We start from the raw sequence: 18,704 nt of genomic DNA on the forward strand, positions 1-18,704 counted from the left end.
CCTGGGCTCAGCAATCGGTTCGGATGTCAGGTCGGGAGATCCTCCCTGAAGGGGGCTGGCACGCACAAGAACGACCTTGCATCCCCAAGCGTCATCTCCAGGCCACGGATTCCGGCATCCGCCGCATCAAGCCCAGGCCCGTCCAAGGCAGGGTGCGCGGGTCCTTCCACAGGCTCGCATGCGCAAGGGCCCGCGCACCCTGCCGCGCGCCGCGTCAGCGGTGCGGACCGCGATAGCGGTCAGGGCCTGGGCGGCATGGGTCGCGAAATGGAGTTGCGAAGCCACCTCGGCGCAACTCTGCGCCTCGGCGTGCTCGGGTCGGGTAGGCCCGGGGCGTTGCCGCCCCAGGCCCCCCTCAGATCCGGACGTGCCCGATTAAGGCATCCGGCTCCTCAGATCACGTGAGTAGCTGCGGGCATGAGCGTCACTGTCCGCTTCAGCCTTGGGGGCGGGAGCGGGAACCGCTTCAACACCTTCTCCATGGCCTCCCAGGTCAGGACTGCCCTTTGGGATCTTCGGCCCAGCCACTTCTTCCAGAGGTGACTCACCTCCCGAGCGAAGTTCCTGATGGATCTGAAGTTCCCCGTAATCCCGTAGTAGTTGTAGTGTCCGATTAGCTTCTGGCGCAGGGTCTTGTGCTGGTCCGAGAGCCGGTTATGCCGGTTCTTCTTCAGCCAGTCCCCTGTGGCCTTGATGGCGCGGCTGAACCGTTTCTTCGAGGTCTTCCGCTTCACCACCCAAGCCCCCTTGAGGGACTTGCCCCAGTAATGGGTGAATCCCAGGAAGTCGAAGTTGCCGGGTCCCCCTCCGGGGTCCCGCGGTTCCTTCGGTTTCCGGAACTCCACCAGCCGGGTCTTGTCCGGGTGGATCCTCAGTCCGAACCTTTCGAAGCGCTTCGGCAGCACCTCCAGGACTCGCCGGGCATCTTCCTCAAGGGCAAAGCCCATCACGAAGTCGTCCGCGTAGCGGACCAGAAAGGCTTGACCCCGCAGACGGGGCTTCACTTCCCGCTCGAACCATACGTCCAGCACTTCGTGGAGGTAGATGTTGGCCAGGGTCGGGGAGATCACACCCCCCTGGGGAGTGCCCGTTTCCGGGTGCGTGATGCATCCTTGGTCGAGAACCCCCGCCTTCAGCCATTTGCCGATCAGACGCTTTACCACTCCGTCCCGCATCCGCTTGTCCAGGATTTCCCGCAGGCAGCCGTGGTCCAGCGTGTCGAAATACTGCCGGATATCCACGTCTAGCAGCCACCCACCGCTCAGGTTCATCGTCTGCTGCCAGATCGCCTGCAGTGCCTGGTGCGCCGACCTCCCGGGCCGGAATCCATACGAGCAGTCCAGAAAGTCCTGCTCATAGAGGGGTTCCAGGAGCATGACCACCGCCCTCTGGAGGACCTTGTCCTCGAAGGTGGGGATGCCCAGAGGACGCTGGGTTCCATCCGCTTTGGGGATGTATACCCTTCGCACCGGAGGGGCCTTGTAGGGGTCGCCGGCTTTGGCTCGGTTCAGCAGGGATTGGAGATTTGCCTCCAGATTCTCCGCGTATTCCTGGGCTGTTTGGCCATCCACCCCTACTGCCCCGTCCTTACGGGTTTGCCGGTAGGCTTCCTGAAGCCATTCGATGTCCATGTGGTGGGACAAGCTGCGAATTGCCGCCTCCGGCATTTGCCGGGACAGTTCCGCTATCCGTTGTTGTTTCGTGCAGACCGAGCTGGGAGTCGATATTCCCATGGTCTTTCCCTCCAACGATTCCGTGATCTGGCAGCCCCTTGGCTCCAGCGGGTCCCTCGGAACGGTTCCCCACCTTCATCGCTACTACGAGCTGCTCCGACTCCCTGCCGCCCTTCCCGCCGCCGTCATTTGGTTCCGGCTGGCGGTACCGCCTTCGCATCCGGTTGTTCGCTCCTGATCGGGTCGGTGCCCCCCGTCCAGGCCAGGGTTGTTTGGATCGTGGCGTCCCCAACCACGGGTCCAGGCGGAAACGACAGGGCCTCCCAGGTTCCTGGGGGACCCCCTGCGGACATGCCCTGCTCTGCGACCCCGGCGGGACCTTTGAGCCAGGCCGTTGCGGCTCTCAGGTGCGGCCTTCCGTTCGTACGAAAACGTCGGCTCCCACGGTAATAAGACTTTCGAGGCTCGATCACACGGCCTATACGCTCGCTGTCTACGCTTCGAAGGGTGGGTCACCCCACCACCACGCAAGACTCGCTTCTGGCTGCTGGCCAGCTTTGCCAGATGGGGTTGGCTACCCATCGGGTCCCATTGCGAGGTTTCAGGTGATTAGGTCATCCGTCCTCCTCGCCCAAGCTTTGCCTGGCGCACCGTACGTGTTCTTTACCCGAAGCTGCCGAAGCTTCAAATCGGGCTAAGAAAGTTCCGCTATTCCAACCAAAAGGCCGGCCCGGAAGTCCGGGCCGGCCGTTTCGATCAAGACCCGAAGGTCCTTACTTGATGGTGTTCGTTCCCACCGTGGCGCTGCCGTCGGCGTTGCGGATGGCGGTGCCGGTGTTGCCGCTGAGGGTGTTGCCGCTGACGACGGTGCCGGTGCAGTAGGACAGGTAGATGCCGTCGCCCTGGTTGGAGGTGATCGTGTTGCCGTTGATCCGGAAGTCCATGGAGTAGTAGTCGATCCAGATGCCGTCACCCTTGTTCTTGCTGATGATGTTGTTGGAGAAGGTGATGCGCTCGGACTCGTCCCAGGCGATGCCGCCCAGCTGGTAGTTGCTGCCGCCGTTGCCGGTGATGGTGCTGCCGGTGACGATGCAGTCGGTGCAGAACGCGGTGCCGTTGCCGGTGGGGCCGTTCTTCGTGGAGCCGCCGCCGGCGATGCCGCCGCCCGCGTTGCCGAAGATGTTGCAGCCGATCACCTGGACGTTCTTGACGGTGGAGCCGGAGTTGGGTTCGAAGTCCAGGCCGCAGGCCGGATCGTTGCCGTTGGTGTTGCTGAAGGTGCTGTACTGGATGATGACGCCGTTGCAGTAGACCAGTGAGCAGCCCTGGCGGCGGTTGTTGTCCGAGATGCAGTCCGACATCAGGACGTTGGAGACGTTGTTGTAGATGTAGAAGCCGTCGTTGCAGTTGTTCTTGGAGGTGACGCCCAGGATGATCATGCCGCTGGCGTTGCCGATGGCGACCCCGTTGCCGGCTTCGAAGTCCGAGCCGGAACCGTTGATGTAGGTGGGAAGGTTGCGGGCGACCCGGTCGCCGATGATGGTGCCGCCCACCAGGGCGATGTTGTTCTCCTTCATCCCCACCACGGAGTAGCCCCCAGAGGTGGTCATGGTCTTGCACTGGAGCACCGCGCCGGGATCCAGCAGCAGCGTGTTGCCGGAATTGAGGTAGAGGCCGAACTGGCTGGAGGAGGCGACGGGATTGATGAGGTACTTGCCGGCGGGCAGGTAGCAGATGCCCGAGCCCGTGGCGGCCAGGGCCTTGATGATGGCCGCGGTGTCATCGGTGGTGCCGTTGCCGGTGGCCCCGTACTGGGTCTTGGCGTTGATGGTGGTGTTGCTGGCCACCGTCAGGATGCGCACGCTGGCGCTGACGGAGGGGGTGGTGGCGGAGGTGGCGGTGATGAGGCGGACCGTCTTGGTGGTGACCGACGGGCAGGTGTAGACGCCGGAGGAGGAGATGGTGCCCACGGTGCTGTTGCCGCCCGCGATGCCGTCCACGCTCCAGGTGACCGCGCCCGAGGTGGTGCCGGCGAGGGCCGCGGAGAAGGCGACCTGGCCGCCGCTGCCCACCGCGGTGGGGACCGAAGGCGTGAGGGTGATGCCCGTGGCGGTGCCGGTGGGGGCCACCACGGAGATCGTCGCGGAGGCGGTCTTGGTGGAATCCGCCGCGCTGGTGGCGGTGATGGTGTGGTTGCCGCCGGTGGCGGGGGCCGCGTAGGTGACGGAGGAGCCGGACCCGCTGAGGGTGCCGACGGTGCCGTTGCCGCCCAGGATGCCGTCCACGGTCCAGGTGACGGCCGTGTTGGAGGTCCCGGTCACGGACGCCTGGAAGGTGCAGGACCCGGAGGCGGTCACCGACGTGGTGCCCGAGGGGCTGAGGGAGATGGCCACGGGCGCGGCCACGGAGACCGCCACGGTGGCGCTGGAGGCGGGGTTGGCCGCGCTGGTGGCCTTGAGGGTGTGGCTTCCGGCCGTGGCGGGGGCCGTGTAGGTGACGGTGTTCCCCGTGCCGGAGACGACGCCCACCGTGGAATTGCCGCCCACCACGCCGTCAACGGACCAGGAGACGGCCGTGTTGGAGGAGCCGGAGACCGTGGCGGAGACGGTGCCTGAGGCCGAAACCAAGAGCGAGAGCGAGGAAGGGCTGGTCGAGACCGTGACGGCCGGGGCCACCACGGAGACGCCCACGGTGGCGCTGGAGGCGGTGTTCGCCGAGCTGGTGGCCTTGATGGTGTGGCTCCCGGCCGTGGCGGGGGCCTTGTAGGTCACGGTGGTGCCCGTGCCCGTCAGCGTTCCCACGGTGGAATTGCCGCCGGCGACCCCATCCACCGACCAGATGACGGCGGTGTTGGTGGACCCGGAGACCGATGCGGAAACGGAGGCCGAGGCGCCGGTGCCCATGGACAGGGTGGAGGGGCTGGCGGCCACGGTCACGGTCGGCGTGGCGGTGGTGCCCGCCAGGACGGTAACCGACTTGGAGCCGGCCGTGTAGTGGGAGGAATCCTTGGTGGCGATGGCCAGGATGGTGTGCTTGCCGGCCCCGGCGGGGGACTGGTACACCACCGAGTTCTGGCTGGAGCCGGGCGCCAGGGTTCCCACCGTGGCGTTGCCGTTCTGGATGCCGTCCACGTACCACTTGGTCGTGTAGCTCGTGAGGCCCGAAACCTTGGCCGAATAGGCGACCTTGGTCCCGCCGGTGATGGTCAGGGAATCGGAAGGGGACACCTTCAGCCAGGTGGAGGTGGTTTGAGCTGCGGCGGGCAGGCTCGCGAATCCCCCACCCACCACGGCCAGGGCCATGGAGGCATTGAGGAAGGCGGCGCGGCTGCGGGACAGGCCTCCGGCAAAGCGGTTCTCGGACATGCGATCTCCAATCCACAGCCCGCCGGAAACGACCGGCGGGCATGGAGCAAGGGTGGGAACGTTGGCACACCCTCCAGAAGGTGGAGTGCCGGTGGACGCTATGGGGTTGGTGAGTGACCCGGTCGCTCTGCTTGAAACCGATCAGAGAACCAGATGCCAGGAGTATCGGCCTGCCCCTGTGGACACGCTAGTGCAAATCGTCACGCCGGTATTTTCAAACGAATTATTCATCAAAAATTATGACCAAAATGGTAGCTATATGTTCTTAAATGGTAGTTAAGCCTTAATGTGCATTCAGAAATTGATAAACCGATAAATAATTTCGCTAAAATTTCTCATCCGACCTGCTCGATTTTTTCAAGGGAGAAAAGGCCCTCCCGACCCGGAGGCCCCGCCGGTGATTCCCTTTCCCATCCCATCCATCCTTTTCATCCAGCCCATCCCCGTTTCAGCAGGGCCGGAGCCGGGATGGGTCGGGGCCCGCAGGTCACCTACGCAACGCCCCACCTCATCGCAGGCCCGGCAGAAACGGGGATGAATCGGATGAACAGGATGAAGGGGACAGGCGTCGGCATCTGATATGTGTTTGCATCGTTAGTGATAGTTGGGGTGGGTCGGAAAACCGGTCCGGGGAATCAGAGGGAGGCCAGCAGGGCCTCAGTGTTCCTGGCCAGGGCCCGGGCGCTGAAGTTCTGGCGGATCCGTTCCCGGGCGGCCGCCGAACGGGCTTCGCGGGCCGGGGCGCCCTCCCCCAGGAGGGCCAGGACGGCCGCCGCGATGCCCGCGTCGTCGCCGACCTCGCACACGGTGCCCGTCTCGCCCACCAGGAGGGCGGCGTCCCCCACCCGGGTGGTCACGCAGGGCACCCCGCAGGCCATGGCCTCCCCCAGGACGTTGGGGAAGCCCTCATCCGTGGACGTCAGGGCCAGCACGGTGAGCGCGTTGTACACGTCGGCCATGCTTGGACAGGTGCCGGGCCAATGCACGCTGGCCCCCAGGCCCAGCGCCTCGGCCTGGGCCTGGAGGGTCCGGGTGTAGCCCTCGGGCCCTCCGCCCACGCACACGAACGCCGCCCCGGGCCACTGGCTCCGGATCCGGGCCGCCGCCCGCAGGAAGGTGGGATGGTCCTTGACGGGGTCCAGGCGGCCGACGATGCCGATGAGGGGCGCGTCCTCCGGCAGTCCCTGGGCCCGCCTCCAGGCCCTGCCCGCGCCCGGGTCGGCCTGGAACCGGTCCATGTCGAAGCCGTTGGGCACGACGCACATCCGGGCGCACCGCATGCCCATGCGCGCATGGTTCGTCCGTCCGGCCTCGGAATTGAAAATGACCATGTCGGCGAACCCCGAGAGGCGGATCGTCACCCGGAGCAGCCACCGGGAAAGGAGGTCCATCTTTGAATGGTCGACGCTGCTCCTGCGGATGCCCCACGCCACGGGCTTCCGGAAGCGCGCCCCGGCGAGGAGGACGGGCAGGTTCCCTTCCATGTACCCATGGAGGACGTGGGGGTCGAAGGCCCGCACCAGGCCGAAGAGGCGCGGAAGCGAACGGACATACCCCAGGGCCCCGTGGCGCTTGTGCAGGCTGGCCAGGGTCACCCCCGGCACGGCGGCCACCTGCCGGTAGAAGCCGTCCTTGCCGGGGCCGGCGGGATCGTAGGTCACCACCACCATCGTCTCGAACCGAGCGGGGTCCAGGTTGGCCACCAGTTCCGTGAGCTGCCTTTCCGCCCCCCCGGGGTTGAGGGAGTTGATGAGGAAGAGCAGACGCCGCCTGTCCGGGCTCATGCCCCCTGCCTGGAGGGGACCAGGGTACGCCGGAGGGCCCCCAGGGCGGGCAGGACCCGGTGGTACCACATCAGGTTATGGAAGGCGCTGATCCGGTCGCCCAGGGTCTGGGGCCGGCCGGCGAAGGCGGCCTTCACCGCAGCCACGTCCGTCATCCGATCGGCGTACTTGGCCAGCTCGCTGCGGAAGAGCTGCAGGGTCTTGTCCGGCCATTTGTTGTGGTGGAGGCAGACGGTCCAGACGCCCGCAGGCTTCGGGCTGAACCGCCAGAGCTGCTGGGGGACCCAGAAGAGCCCGTTGGCGTCCTGGTGCGGCCAGGGCCAGAGCCCGTCGCTGACGACGTTGATCTTCAACTCGGCAAGCGCCTTGAGGGTGTTCTGGTCGAAGGAATGGGAAGGGGCCACGAAGCCGTCGGCCCGGACCCCGTTCTCCGCGAAGATGGCCAGGGCCTTCCGGAGCATGTCCAGCTGGGTCTCGTAGGGCAGGCCGGCGAATTCGCTGTGGGGGGTCAGCTTCATCAGCCCCTTCTCGCGGTTGGTGTAGAGATGCTGGTAGCCGTGGACGGCGATGGTGAACCCCATGGCCTGCCAGCGCCGGACCCGCTCCCAGAAATCCGCCGCCGGGGGGTCCAGCTTGAGCCCGGGATCCCGGTTGTCGGGCACCACCGCAAGGATGGGGCGAACGTCATGGAGCAGCAGTTCCCGCTCAATCGCTTCCCAGACCGCCCAGTTCATCGTGGGGCAGATGTCATCGAAGCGCAGGAGATAGCTGTTCTTGGCCATTGCGACTTACTCCTTAACCTGGGGGCCTGGCGCTGGCCTGATCATGAGGGCTGCGCTCCGCGGGCGGTCAGGACCGCTAATTGTATTGCGGATTCCCATTGGGCCAGGACACTTGATTCGCTGAACCGCTGGAGAACGTCCGGCGCGGCAGCGCCCAGGCGCGCCCGAAGGCCGGGGTCGGCCATGAGGCGGGCGAGCGCCGCGGAGAGGGCGGGCACATCCAGGGGCGGCACCAGGAGTCCATCCACGCCGTCCCGGATGAGCTCCGAGGGGCCGCTCCGGCAGTCGAAGCTCACCACCGGAAGGCCGCAGGCCATGGCCTCGGCCAGGGAATTGGGAAAGCCCTCCGCCCGGGAGGTGAGCACGAACACATCGGCCTCCCGCAGGCGGGCGCCCACCTCGAAGGTGGCGCCGGGGAACCGGATCCTCGTTTCCAGGCCCAGGTTCCGCACCTTGGCCTCCATGGCCCTGCGGGTGGGTCCGTCGCCGTGGATGACCAGGTCCCAGTCCGGGAATCGCCCTTCGATGGCCGCGAAGGCATCGATGAGCATCTCGTGGCCCTTCACGGGGTCCATGCGCCCCAGGGTTGTCAGGTGGTGCCGGCCGGGGGGCCCCTCCAGGGCCGGACCCGGGGGCGGGAGGATGACTGGGTTGGGAATCACCCGGGTGCGGGCCTGCACGGCGGGAGAGAAGAAGCCCTTGGCATGGAGGGTCTGGACCACCAGGCAGTCGGCCATGGGGTAGGTCCACCGGCGCAGCCACTCCCAGGGCCAGCCGATGGTGCGTTCACTGGGGTCGGTGCGTTCGGACACGAGGGTCGGAATCCGCGGCAGGGTCCGGCCCGCCAGGAGGCTGAGGATATTGTTCTTGTCCAGGAAGGAGATGAGGACGTCGGGCCGGGTGTCGGCAATGGCCCTGCGCAGGCGCGCGAGCCGGCCCAGGTTCAGCCAGAGCCCTTCCAGGGGGTTCCGGGAATTGTGCATGAGGCCAAGGGGCCGGTGGGCGACCGAGGGATGGAGCGGGAAGGACGGGGGCACTTCCCCGTTGTCCGTGGTGAGGATCGTGACGGTGCGCCCCATCTCCGCCCAGGCCCGGGAAAGGTTCACGGCGACCCGAGCCGCGCCGCCGGCGTAGAGCTGGTTGACGACCAGCGTCACGTTTCCCGGCGGCCCCTCGATCACCGGAACTCCCAGGCCAGGATCAGGGAATGGCCCTTTTTTGCCCACAACCGGGGTGAGGCGGTCAAGCGACGCGACCTCGGCCTTGGCCCCTGAGATATAAAGAAGATCATGGGTGGAGTTTACCGGACGAGGAGGCCTTGGGGCAAGAAAACCCTTCTACCCTGCCCGTTTAAGCCACTGCGGCCCCGCGGGGGGCGGGCACTGATCGGAACGGGTATTTATGAAAAAAAAGATGAAAACCCAGACGCCCATACAAGATTCCCCATCCGAGGCCAAGGACACAGGGGGGTCCCGCCGGGGCTGCAGGGAGTGCCTTTTTATGAAAATAACGATTGATTTTATGAATTTCATACTATTAATCAATAGTATTTTGTTTTCGCGCCAAGGCAAACCCTTTTTAAGCAGCATTTAATATAAACGCCCCAGGGACAGCCCAGGGCTTCCGGATGAAATAAGCTTTCTTCAACGTAAGGTTTGTATTAGATTGATTAATAGGATGTTATGGTCTCTATATCCTTAATTATTTTCCGTTGCCACCCCCACCTCTCCAGGCGGCCGACCCCTTCCCCTTGAAAGGCCCTCGAATGCGCGATCGTTTCCTGCAGTTCAGCCCCCCCTCCATCGGCGACGGAGAGCGATCGGAGGTCCTCGACACCCTGATGTCGGACTGGATCACCACCGGGCCCAAGACCCGCCTCTTCGAGGCCAACCTGAAGAGCTACCTGGGGGCGCCCGACCTGGCCGCCTTCAATTCCTGCACCGCGGGCCTCCATGTGGGCCTGGCGGTCCTGGGCGTGGGACCGGGCGACGAGGTGATCGTCCCCAGCCTCACCTTCTGCGCCACGGCCAACGTGGTGGAGCACGTGGGAGCCAAGCCCATCCTCGTGGACGTCGTCCCCGGAACCCTCACCCTGGACCCCGAGGCCGCCGCCCGGGCCATCACCGGCCGCACCAAGGCGATCATGCCGGTGCACTACGCCGGGCACCCCGTCCAGCTCGATCCCCTCTTCGAACTGGCCCATGCCCACGGCCTCCACATCCTGGAGGACGCCGCCCACGCGCTTCCCACCCGGTACAAGGGCCGGCTCGTGGGCTCCCGGGGCAACCTGGCTTCTTTCAGCTTCTACGCCACCAAGAACCTCACCACGGCCGAAGGCGGGGCCCTGACGGGGGACCCGGAACTGCTGGCCAAGGCCCGGATCATCGGCCACCACGGCATGGACAAGGAGGCCTGGAAGCGGTTCGACCGGTCCGGCTCCTGGTATTACGAGGTCCTGCTGCCCGGCTTCAAGTACAACATGACCGACCTCCAGGCCGCCATCGGCCTCCACCAGCTGACCCGGCTGGAAGCCTTCCAGGCCCGGCGGCGCCAGGTGGTGGACGCCTACAACGCCCGGTTCGCGCGCCTGCCCGAGCTGCAGATCCCCGTGGAGGACCCGGACGCGGAATCCAGCCTCCACCTGTACATCCTGCGCCTGCGCCCGGAACGCCTCACCCTGGGGCGCAACGAGTTCATCGAGAAGCTCAAGGAGCGCCAGATCGGCACCTCCGTGCACTACCTGCCCGTCCACATGCAGCCCTTCTACCGGAACAAGTACGGCTACCGCCCCGAGGACTGCCCCGTGGCCGCGGACGCCTTCTCCCGGATGCTCTCCCTCCCCCTGCACCCGGGCCTCACGGACCAGGACGTGGACGACGTGTGCACCGCGGTGGAGGAACTCGTCGCGGCCCACCGGGCCTAGGATGTTCCGGCTGTTCGATCTGTTCTGGTCGATCCTCGGGCTCGCCGTGCTGTCCCCCCTGCTGATCCTGGTGGGGGCCGCCATCCGGCTGGGCGACGGGGGACCCGTCTTCTACCGCCAGGAGCGCATCGGCAAGGGAGGCCGGCCCTTCCGGATCCTCAAGTTCAGGACCATGCGCGTGGACGCCGACAAGGTGGGGGACCTGCTCACCGTGGCCCAGGACGCCCGCATCACGCCGATCGGAATGTGGCTCAGGGACCTGAAGATCGACGAGCTGCCCCAGTTGGTGAACGTGGTCCTGGGCGACATGAGCCTGGTGGGCCCCCGGCCGGAGGTGCCCAAGTTCGTCGCCCTCTACACCGAGGCCCAGAGGCGCGTGCTGGATGTCCGCCCGGGCATCACCGACGCGGCCTCCATCGTGTACCGCCACGAGAACCACATCTTCCACGGCGGGGAGGACCCCGGCCGCTTCTACGCCGAGAACGTCCTGCCCAACAAGATCCGCATCAACCTTGAATACGCCGCCAAGGCGACCCTCTGGGGAAACGTCCGGATCATCCTGGCGACCCTGGGGCTGGTGCGGCCGCCCATCGCGCCCCGCAAGCCCGGTGACCGCCGGGCCTTCGACCGGGGTCCCCGGCCCGCCCCGGAAACCGTCATGGCAGACGGAACGCCCGCGCGGGTGGTGAACCTGGGCCCCGGGGGACTGCTCCTGGATGCGGTGGACCGGCCGGTGGGCTCCACCATCCAGGTGACGGTCCCCGGCGCCGATCCCGGTGGCGGTTCGGTGGTCCTGGAAGGTACCATCGTACGCAGCGACGGCCACGGCACGGCCGTAAGGTTCCCAGAGCCTCTGCCCGCCGCCCCCTTCGGAGAGGAGAAGCCCTGATGGACTGGACCCGGGACGATTCCCCATGGCTGGCCCTTGGAGGCAGCGCCATGGCGTTCCTGATGGGCCTGGTCCTGGCCGGCGCCCTGCCCTTCCTCTCCTACTTCTTCCGGGGCTTCACCTGGATGGTCTGGATGCTGGTCCTGACGATCCTGGTGTGCACGGCCATGCGGCTGAAGTACACCCGGCTGATGGGCCCCATGGTGCCCTACATGGCCTGGTTCACGTTCTATTTCATCTGGGGCCTCATCGTCGCGCCCACCCGGGACTATCCCTTCGCCATCAAGGCCTGGGTCATCACGCTTCTGCTGGGCGGCGCGGTGGCCCTGCTCACCTCCAGCGCCAAGGCCCTGCGGTCCTTCGCCAACGCGGCCCAGTTCGCGGTGGCGGCGAACCTGCTGCTCCTGTTCCTGATCCCCCTGAGTTCCAAGGTCGCTTCGGTCATTTTCGCGGTCACCCAGCGGTCGGGCATGCTCAACATGGAGGGCTCCGGGCGCTACGGCGGCATGTGGGGCAACCCCAACGTGGGCGGGTACATCGCCCTTCTCGTCGTGATCCTCTCGGTGTTCGCCACCCCCTGGCTGGCCTGGATGGGCCGGCTCTGCGCCGTGCCCATCATCTACCTCACCGCCAGCCGCCGGGCGGGCCTCTTCTTCGTGTTCGTCCTGGTGCTCTACCTGCTCATCGTCAAACGCAAGGACCTGCGGTGGTGGGTCGGGGGCATCGTCACCGCCGTCTTCCTGGTGATCGCCTTCTCCCTGAGCCAGTCCATGCGCCACCAGGTTCGCAGCGCCTCGAGCCGCGGCGCCCTTTCCCGCATGCTGGACGTGGAGGAGAAGAACACCACCGCCCGCGGGGGCACCACCCGGCTGGACCTCTTCGAGGAGTGGTCCTCCCAGCTGGACCAGGAGCCCTGGTACGGCTACGGCATGCAGGCCATGGCCGGCACCCGGGTGGACGACGACACCATGAAGGTGGTCGGCCTGGGCCGGGTGATGCTGGGCACCCACAACACGTACCTGGGCGTCTGGATCGACGTGGGCCCCGTGGGCTTCCTCGCGTTCCTGCTGATCATCTACCACTACGCGAAGCGGTCCCTGACCTACCGGGGCGGCCCCCAGGTAAAGTGGGCCCTGGTGTCCCTGTGCCTGGTGAACCTCACGTACCTGTTCTTCAGCCACAGCCTCCTTTTCAGCTTCGAGGGCATGGTGGCCTTCGCGCTGATGTTCCTCCTGCCCGTGAGCCCCGCCCTGGCCGAGCTGGAGGCCACCGGCCAGACCCGATAGCCCAGAGCGTGACGACCATCTCCGAAGCATGGCAAGGCGCGCCGGGGTTCGCCGAGAAATGATCTTCTTTTTTCATCGGCGATCCTCGGCGTCTTCGGCGCCTCGGCGACAAGGCTCTTCGTTTCGACCTGCCTCGACGACGGGATCAGGACGGCCTTCGACCACCCCTCCCAAGACCCTTCCAGGCGCAGGCCAAAGTGAGTGCAGGTGGAGGTCTCCACTCGATTCAGTGAGGACCCTATTTCTGGTGGCCTATTGAAGATGCTCCGGCAAATTCAGGACGGGCTTCTGCCTGAGCCGCCTCAATTCGCTGGCCCGGCCCCTCAGGAAAAGCCAGCGCTTCAGGGTCTTCAGCGCCACGTAGGCCCACCCGCGCAACGTCAGGGGCTCCTCGCAGTCGTAGCCGAACCAGAGGCGGCCCCGGAAGGCCTCCTTGAACTTGTTGATCTTGAGCCGCTTGGCGTCCTCGGAGCCGGTGTACCAGCCGTTCAGGTCGTAGGTGGCGTAGCCCTGTTCCTTGTAATGGACGAACTCCTGGTAGTACAGCACCCGGTTCGCCCGGCCCGTGGCGTTGGCGCTGGCCTGGTCCTCGGCCTGATGGTAGTTGGAGATCTGGTACACCGGCTGGGCGATGCCGGCGCGCCGGTGGCCCAGGACGCCATGCCACACCAGGATCGTCCCGTTCCGGTCCCGGCATTCCGACAGCTGCAGGATGCCCGTGGCGTGCAGCTCCCGCAGGCGGTCCCGCTCCAGCTTGGGCGCGTCGGGGTGGATGGGGTGGGCGTCATGGGCGTCGGCGAAGGCCTCCAGCTCCGCGTCGGTGGGCGAGGGAATGAAGGTGCAGGTGAATTCCCCGTCCTTGATGGACTTCCTCACCTCCTGGCGGGTGGTGCGGTTCATGCGGGCCAGGATCTCCTCCGCGGAGGCCGTGAGGTCCACCAGAAGGGTGTACCGGTAGTGCCAGCCCCAGGGGGTGAGGCGGGAGGGGCGCTGGTGGGCGATCCACACGTCCACGCCGTCCAGGCTGGCGGGGTCGTCGTTGAACCAGGTCTCGACCACCTTGATCCTGCCGCCCCGGCGGGTGCTGCGCACCTGGCCGTCGGGCGCGGGGTCCTGGGTGAGGGGAACGGGCCGGATCCAGGGAAGGAACCTCATGCGCTGGCCTCCTGAGCCTTCTTCTTCAACAGATGGTTCAGCGCCAACCCCAGGCACACCAGCGTCACGACGCTGCAGACCGAGGTGGAAAGCGTGATGCCGGCGATCCCGTACTTCTTGATGAGGAGCCAGTCCATGAACGCGTTCAGCGCGAAGCTGCTGAAGGACATGATCAGCAGGAAGTGCACGGACTTCATGGCGGTGAGGGTCCGGGTCACCAGCACGTGGCAGGTGGCGAAGGGGATGCGCAGCAGGTGGAAGATCTGGATCTGCACCACCAGCTCGGTGTCCGCGGCGGTGAAGGAGCCGTGCTGGTACATCGTCTGGACCAGGAACCGGGACAGGAGGATGAGCAGGACGGTGGCCGGAACGGTCACGGCCAGGATCATGCCCCCGTAGAACCGCAGGAACCTTCGGATGCCGCCCCAGTCCCGGAGGGCCACCATCTTGGACAGGGCGGGCAGGCACGCCGTGGCCAGGGCCGTCACGCCCAGCGACAGGGCGAAGGCCTGCAGCCGGCTCCCGTAGCTGAGCGCCGAATTGCTCCGGGGCCCCAGGGTGGAGGCGAAGGCCTGGTCCACCAGGCTCATGCCGTTGACGATGAAGGAGGCGGCGATGGCGGTGGCGTACTGGCCCAGCACCTTCCGGAACGCCGCGGTGACCCCGTGCCACTTGGGCATGAGCGGATGCCCACGCTTTTTCAGGAGCCAGCCCTTCATCACGGTCTCGGCCAGGATGCCCACCAGGGAGCCGGCCACCAGGGCCCAGATCCCCAGGCTGCGGAAGCAGAGGGCCAGGAGGAGGATGACCGCCACCGACTGCAGCGCGGGCGCCAGGGCCGCCCCGGCGAACCGCTCCCCGGCGTTGAGCAGGGCGCCCCACACCGTCGAGAAGCCCGTGAGCACCACGATGGGCAGGGAGGCGAACACCAGGTTGCGGGCCAGGGCCATCTTCGCCGGGTCGAAGCGGGACGCCAGGAGGGGCAGCCACAGGTCCACGGTGAACGCCAGCAGGGCGATGGTTCCGGCCAGGATGACGGTGTTCCACAGGAGGATGGTGGCGTAGAGGCGATGGGCCGCTTCGGTGTCCTCGGTCTCCCGCACTTCGATGTAGGTGGGGATCAGGGCGGCGTCCAGGGAACCGGACAAAATGGCCGCCAGGGAGGCGGGAACGATCATGGCGATGATGAAGGCGTCGTAGTCGTTGCCCGTGCCGTAGCAGGCCGCCACGAACGATTCCTTGAGCAGCGAGAAGACCTTGATGCCCAGGGTCAGGACGCCCACCACCATGGCCGCCCCGAAGATCCGCCGGTTCGCGCTGCCGGTGGTGAGCCTGAGCCACGAGGCCCGGCCCCGCTGAAGCCAGCCGGCCGCGCCGGATGGCGCAGGCGTCTCAGTGGGCTCCATGGGCCTTCCCTTTCCCGCAATCCATGAATTCGATGATATCGGCCGTCACCAGCCGCACGTCGTACTTCCGCTCCGCCAGCCTGCGCCCCTCCTGGGCGAACCGCTGGATCAGCTCGGGGTTGCGAACCAGGTTCTCCATGGCGTCCGCCAGGGCGCCCGCGTCCCCCACGGGCACCCGGTGCCCGTTGACGCCTTCGGCGACCACCTCCCGGCAGCCGGGGGCATCCGTGGTCACCACGGCGCGGCCCACGCTCAGGGCCTCCAGCACCGAGCGGGGGGTGCCTTCGCCGTACGAGGGGAGCACCATGACGTGGGCCGCGGCCAGGGCGGGCCGCACGTCCGCGAGTTCGCCCAGATACTCCACGACCCCCTCGTCCACCCAGGCCTCCAACTGGCCTGCGGTGATGCCGTTGGGGTTCGTGTCCAGCGGCCCGAGGATGCGGGCGCGGAAGGGCACGTTCCGGCCCGCCAGGATCCGGCAGGCCTCCACCAGCTCGAAGACCCCCTTGTTCCTCAGGAGCCGTCCCACGAACAGGAACGTCACGGGCCCCCCGGGCAGGGGACGCGGGGCGAAGTGGGCCAGGTCCACGCCCGATCCGTTGATGATGCGCCGGGGCACCGAATCCGGAAGCATGCCCAGGTCCCGGAAGAAGGTGCAGTCGTCCTGGTTCTGGAAGAATACGCCCCGGGTCCGGGGCAGCGCCATGCGGTACAGGCGGGTGACCACCGCCCTCACCAGCTTCTCCTGGAAGCCCGAGGTGGCCCCCTGGAGCGTGGTGCCCCGTCCGGTGATCATGGCGAAACGCCGGGGCACCCCGGCGAGCCGGGCGGCCAGGGTCCCGAAGGCCACGGATTTCAGTTCGTAGCACAGGAGCAGGTCCAGGCGCAGGCTCCGCAGGGTGCGCCAGAGCCGCAGGAAGCCCAGGGCTTCGCCGACGGGGTTGAGGCCCGTGCGGTCCAGCTGGATGGGTACAAAGACGGCCCCCAGGTTCGCCAGGGCCGTCCGGGTGGCCTCATTGCCCCCCGGCGCGATGCCGAAGGCCTCGTGACCGGCCCGGGCCAGTTCCGAAAGCAGGTGTCCGCGGAAATTGACCAGATCCCTGGCCTGGGTGCCCAGAACGCCGACGCGCATCAGGAGCGGGCATGGGTGGCGGCGAACCAGGGCACCAGCTCGTCCAGGCCCTGCGCCACCGAATGGGTGGGTTCATACCCCAGGAGGGTCTTGATCCGGGTGAGATCCGCCTGGGAATGGCGGATGTCCCCGGGCCGGAAGGGCGCGTACACCGGGTCCCCCGGCGTGAGGCCAGGCCTGAGGGCAGCCAGGCGCTCGGCGATCATCCAGTAGAGCTGCGTCAGCGTGGTGGTGCCTCCATACGACACGTTGAAGACGTCCGCCAGCCCCTCCCCCGGAGCCGTGCCCGCTAGGATGTTGGCCTGCACCGCGTTGGCCACGAAGCAGAAGTCGCGGCTGGTCTCGCCGTCCCCATGGATCTGGCAGGGCTGGCTTTTGACCAGGGCGTCGATCCACTTGGGCATGACGGCCGCGTAGGGGCCGTCGGGGTCCTGGCGGGGGCCGAAGACGTTGAAATAGCGCAGGCCCACCGCCTGGAAGCCGTAGGCGCGGCCGAAGACCGCGGCGTAGGCCTCGTTGATGGCCTTGGTGACGGCGTACGGGGACAGGGGGTTGCCCACCCGCTGCTCCACCTTGGGCAGCTGGGCGTCGTCCCCGTAGACCGAACTGGAGGACGCGTAGACCATGCGGGACACGCCGGCGTCCCGCGCCGCCACCAGCATGTTCAGGAAGCCGTTCACGTTGGATTCGTGGCTGGCGATGGGGTCCTTGATGGAACGGGGCACGGAGCCCAGGGCCGCCTGGTGCAGGAGGATCCCGGCGCCCTCGCAGGCGCGCCGGCAGGTGTCCAGATCCCGGGTATCCCCTTCGTGGAAGGTGAAGTTCTCCCAGGCGCCGGGCTTGACGCACTGGCGCACGTCCTCGAGATTCTCCCGCCTGCCGGTGGAGAAGTTGTCCAGGCCCACCACTTTCTGGTCCAGTTCCAGGAGCCGCTGGAGGATGTTGGACCCGATGAACCCCGCCACGCCCGTGACGAGCCAGGTGCGTGGACGCTCCCGGAGCTGTTGGGAAACCTCGGCGTACTTCGCCATCAAAGACTCCAGTAGGCGATCTGGCCAGGGAACTGGGCCGGGTCGAAGCAGGACTTCACGTCGATGAACACCGATGCGGGCTTCATGCGCCTGATGAGGTCGGCGACCCCCGCCTCCAGGAAGGACGCGTGGTTGACCGCCAGCACCAGGGCGTCGAGCTCCTGGAAATCCGCAAGGGGCTGCAGGTCCAGCCCGTACTCGTGGCGGGTCTCGGCCGGGTCGGCCATGGGATCGTGCACCAGGGGCGCGATGCCGAACTCCTTCAGCTCGGTGATGATGTCGGGCACCTTGCTGTTGCGGATGTCGTGGACGTTCTCCTTGAAGGTCAGGCCCAGGATGCCCACCTTGGCGTTCTTGACCTTGAGCTGCTGCTGGATGAGGAGCTTGACGAGCTTCTGGGCCACGTAGGAGCCCATGCTGTCGTTGATGCGCCGGCCCGCGAGGATCACCTCGGGGTGGTAGCCCAGTTCCTGCGCCTTGGTGGTGAGGTAGTAGGGGTCGACGCCGATGCAGTGGCCGCCCACCAGGCCCGGGCTGAAGGGCAGGAAGTTCCACTTGGTGCGGGCCGCGGCGAGGACCTCGCTGGTGCGGATGCCCACCTTCTCGCAGATGATCGCCAGCTCGTTCATCAGGGCGATGTTGATGTCGCGCTGGGTGTTCTCGATGACCTTGGCGGTCTCGGCCACCTTGATGGAGGAGGCCCGGTGCACGCCCGCCGTGATGACCGCGCTGTAGACGCCGGCGATGATCTCGCTGCTCTCGGCATCCTGGCCCGACACCACCTTCACGATCTTCTCGACGGTGTGGACCTTGTCACCGGGGTTGATGCGTTCGGGGGAATAGCCGAGCTTGAAGTCCACGCCGCATTTCAGGCCCGAGAGCTTCTCGAGGATGGGCCCGCAGATGTCCTCGGTGACCCCGGGGAACACGGTGGATTCGTAGACGACGATGCCGCCCTTGCCGAGCACCTTGCCCACCGACTCCGAGGCCTTCACCACGGGCGTGAGGTCGGGGCGGTTCCAGTCGTCCACGGGCGTGGGCACGGCCACGATGAAGAAGTCCGACCCGCGAAGATCTTCCAGGACGCTGGTCATGACGAGGGTGGTGGCCTTCAGCTCGGCGGGATCCACCTCGCGCGTGCGGTCGATGCCGTCGCGCAGTTCCTGCACCTTCACCTGGTGGATGTCGAACCCGATGGTGTTGGGGAACTTCTTGGCAAGCGACAGAGCGAGGGGAAGCCCCACGTATCCAAGGCCCACAACGGCGATTCGCATGGAT

The 18,704-nt window shown here is 66.6% G+C and carries 13 protein-coding genes; 3 read left to right on the forward strand and 10 right to left on the reverse strand.

The features are described from left to right. Window positions 1–392: 392 nt before the first annotated feature. The 5 genes from ltrA to ACZ5LB_RS10580 all read right to left on the reverse strand — a co-directional run bounded on the left by ltrA (window position 393) and on the right by ACZ5LB_RS10580 (window position 8,761). The gene (gene ltrA, locus ACZ5LB_RS10560) at window positions 393–1,643 is read right to left on the reverse strand and encodes a group II intron reverse transcriptase/maturase (protein WP_464602178.1); all 1,251 of its coding nucleotides are present in this window, start codon (window positions 1,641–1,643) and stop codon (window positions 393–395) included. A gap of 803 nt (window positions 1,644–2,446) precedes the next feature. Beyond that, window positions 2,447–5,038: a right-handed parallel beta-helix repeat-containing protein gene (locus tag ACZ5LB_RS10565; RefSeq protein WP_464602179.1), complete on the reverse strand. Its 2,592-nt coding sequence runs from the start codon at window positions 5,036–5,038 to the stop codon at window positions 2,447–2,449. A 635-nt stretch (window positions 5,039–5,673) separates the two neighbouring features. Continuing rightward, complete coding sequence (locus ACZ5LB_RS10570; RefSeq protein WP_464602180.1) at window positions 5,674–6,822, reverse strand: glycosyltransferase; 1,149 nt, start codon at window positions 6,820–6,822, stop codon at window positions 5,674–5,676. After that, on the reverse strand, window positions 6,819–7,604 hold the full coding sequence (locus ACZ5LB_RS10575; RefSeq protein WP_464602181.1) for a DUF2334 domain-containing protein: 786 nt from the start codon (window positions 7,602–7,604) through the stop codon (window positions 6,819–6,821). Before ACZ5LB_RS10575 ends, ACZ5LB_RS10570 begins: the two co-directional genes overlap by 4 nt. A gap of 41 nt (window positions 7,605–7,645) precedes the next feature. Beyond that, window positions 7,646–8,761, reverse strand: a complete 1,116-nt coding sequence (locus ACZ5LB_RS10580) for a glycosyltransferase family 4 protein (protein WP_464602182.1) — start codon at window positions 8,759–8,761, stop codon at window positions 7,646–7,648. Window positions 8,762–9,369: 608 nt separating this feature from the next. Between ACZ5LB_RS10580 and ACZ5LB_RS10585 the strand changes: the two genes are divergently transcribed. The 3 genes from ACZ5LB_RS10585 to ACZ5LB_RS10595 are packed head-to-tail and all read left to right on the forward strand — an operon-like array spanning window position 9,370 to window position 12,702. Then, complete coding sequence (locus ACZ5LB_RS10585) at window positions 9,370–10,527, forward strand: DegT/DnrJ/EryC1/StrS family aminotransferase (RefSeq protein ID WP_464602183.1); 1,158 nt, start codon at window positions 9,370–9,372, stop codon at window positions 10,525–10,527. A 1-nt stretch (window position 10,528) separates the two neighbouring features. Continuing rightward, window positions 10,529–11,416, forward strand: a complete 888-nt coding sequence (locus ACZ5LB_RS10590; protein WP_464602184.1) for a sugar transferase — start codon at window positions 10,529–10,531, stop codon at window positions 11,414–11,416. Further along, window positions 11,416–12,702 (forward strand): O-antigen ligase family protein, encoded by a 1,287-nt coding sequence (locus ACZ5LB_RS10595; protein WP_464602185.1) that lies wholly within the window; start codon window positions 11,416–11,418, stop codon window positions 12,700–12,702. The genes ACZ5LB_RS10590 and ACZ5LB_RS10595 overlap by 1 nt, the downstream gene beginning before the upstream one ends. Before the next feature lie 252 nt (window positions 12,703–12,954). On the opposite strand, the gene ACZ5LB_RS10600 is transcribed toward ACZ5LB_RS10595, so the two are convergent. Genes ACZ5LB_RS10600 through ACZ5LB_RS10620 form a run of 5 tightly spaced genes read right to left on the reverse strand, consistent with a single transcriptional unit; the run spans window position 12,955 to window position 18,700 of the window. Further along, a complete protein-coding gene (locus ACZ5LB_RS10600; protein ID WP_464602186.1) occupies window positions 12,955–13,857 on the reverse strand; it encodes a hypothetical protein in 903 nt (300 codons plus the stop codon). Next, window positions 13,854–15,263 carry a murein biosynthesis integral membrane protein MurJ gene (gene murJ, locus ACZ5LB_RS10605; protein ID WP_464602187.1) on the reverse strand — a complete coding sequence of 470 codons (1,410 nt, stop codon included), beginning with the start codon at window positions 15,261–15,263 and terminating at the stop codon, window positions 13,854–13,856. Before murJ ends, ACZ5LB_RS10600 begins: the two co-directional genes overlap by 4 nt. Beyond that, window positions 15,250–16,395: a glycosyltransferase family 4 protein gene (locus ACZ5LB_RS10610; RefSeq protein ID WP_464602188.1), complete on the reverse strand. Its 1,146-nt coding sequence runs from the start codon at window positions 16,393–16,395 to the stop codon at window positions 15,250–15,252. The genes murJ and ACZ5LB_RS10610 overlap by 14 nt, the downstream gene beginning before the upstream one ends. After that, window positions 16,395–17,429, reverse strand: a complete 1,035-nt coding sequence (locus ACZ5LB_RS10615; RefSeq protein WP_464602189.1) for an SDR family oxidoreductase — start codon at window positions 17,427–17,429, stop codon at window positions 16,395–16,397. The genes ACZ5LB_RS10610 and ACZ5LB_RS10615 overlap by 1 nt, the downstream gene beginning before the upstream one ends. Further along, entirely contained in the window at window positions 17,426–18,700 is a 1,275-nt protein-coding gene (locus ACZ5LB_RS10620) for a nucleotide sugar dehydrogenase (RefSeq protein ID WP_464602190.1), read from the reverse strand. The genes ACZ5LB_RS10615 and ACZ5LB_RS10620 overlap by 4 nt, the downstream gene beginning before the upstream one ends. Between the last annotated feature and the right edge of the window lie 4 nt (window positions 18,701–18,704).

The sequence above is a fragment of the Mesoterricola sp. MK458 genome (genome assembly GCF_055384935.1).

Coding starts and splice junctions, on each gene's coding strand:
- ACZ5LB_RS10590 (WP_464602184.1), top strand. CDS start 10,529: ATGTTCCGGCTGTTCGATCTGTTCTGGTCGATCCTCGGGCTCGCCGTG.
- ACZ5LB_RS10620 (WP_464602190.1), bottom strand. CDS start 18,700: ATGCGAATCGCCGTTGTGGGCCTTGGATACGTGGGGCTTCCCCTCGCT.
- ACZ5LB_RS10575 (WP_464602181.1), bottom strand. CDS start 7,604: ATGGCCAAGAACAGCTATCTCCTGCGCTTCGATGACATCTGCCCCACG.
- ACZ5LB_RS10610 (WP_464602188.1), bottom strand. CDS start 16,395: ATGCGCGTCGGCGTTCTGGGCACCCAGGCCAGGGATCTGGTCAATTTC.
- murJ (WP_464602187.1), bottom strand. CDS start 15,263: ATGGAGCCCACTGAGACGCCTGCGCCATCCGGCGCGGCCGGCTGGCTT.
- ACZ5LB_RS10570 (WP_464602180.1), bottom strand. CDS start 6,822: ATGAGCCCGGACAGGCGGCGTCTGCTCTTCCTCATCAACTCCCTCAAC.
- ACZ5LB_RS10600 (WP_464602186.1), bottom strand. CDS start 13,857: ATGAGGTTCCTTCCCTGGATCCGGCCCGTTCCCCTCACCCAGGACCCC.
- ACZ5LB_RS10595 (WP_464602185.1), top strand. CDS start 11,416: ATGGACTGGACCCGGGACGATTCCCCATGGCTGGCCCTTGGAGGCAGC.
- ACZ5LB_RS10565 (WP_464602179.1), bottom strand. CDS start 5,038: ATGTCCGAGAACCGCTTTGCCGGAGGCCTGTCCCGCAGCCGCGCCGCC.
- ACZ5LB_RS10585 (WP_464602183.1), top strand. CDS start 9,370: ATGCGCGATCGTTTCCTGCAGTTCAGCCCCCCCTCCATCGGCGACGGA.